Consider the following 659-nt stretch of genomic DNA (forward strand, 5'->3'; position numbering starts at 1 on the left):
CCGGGGCGCCCTCGTCGTTGCCGAGCAGCCGGTTCGCCAACCGCAGCGCGCCCCGGTCGGCCGCGCCGGAGGCGCCCACGCCGATCCCGGCGTGTCCCGGACGGCCGAGATCCTGCACCGTCGCCGAGGGCCCGGGCGACACGACCTCCAACCCCACGCCGGGGCCCGCCCGTCCCGCGTCCACCCCGTCCGGGTCCACGCCGCCCGCGTCCACGCTGTCCGCGTCCACGCTGTCCACGTCCCTGGCCCCCACGCTCACGTGCTGACGAAGCGGACGCGGACGCCCGGGCGCAGCAGCGCGGGCGGGTCACGGTCGAGGGAGAACAGCCGCACGTCCGTGCGGCCGACGAGCTGCCAGCCGCCGGGCGACGAGCGCGGGTAGACCCCACTGAACGGACCCGCCAGCCCGACCGCCCCTTCCGGCACCTCCGGGCGTGGCTCATCCCGGCGGGGCAGGTCGAACGGCCAGGCCGCACCGGCGAGGTAGCCGAAGCCGGGCGCGAATCCCCCGAAGGCCACGGTCCACACCTCGCGGGTGTGCGCGGCGACGAGCTCCCGCTCACCCACCCCGGCGAGCCGGGCCGCCTCGGCCAGGTCGGGGCCGTCGTAGACCACCGGCAGTTCGAGCGGTTCGGCCCCGGCGTCGTCCGCCGCGCCCG

General features: G+C 78.3%; 1 protein-coding gene and 1 pseudogene. Both read right to left on the reverse strand.

Translation table 11 applies throughout. The features are described 5' to 3' along the window. A pseudogene (locus SACPADRAFT_RS24855) lies at positions 1 to 184 on the reverse strand (hypothetical protein); the annotation flags it as partial. A 71-nt stretch (positions 185 to 255) separates the two neighbouring features. Beyond that, the coding region (locus SACPADRAFT_RS24860; protein WP_007027894.1) for a 5-oxoprolinase subunit B family protein at positions 256 to 659 on the reverse strand (404 nt) is incomplete at its 5' end.

It is taken from the genome of Saccharomonospora iraqiensis subsp. paurometabolica YIM 90007 (assembly GCF_000231035.2).
GTDB lineage: Bacteria > Actinomycetota > Actinomycetes > Mycobacteriales > Pseudonocardiaceae > Saccharomonospora > Saccharomonospora paurometabolica.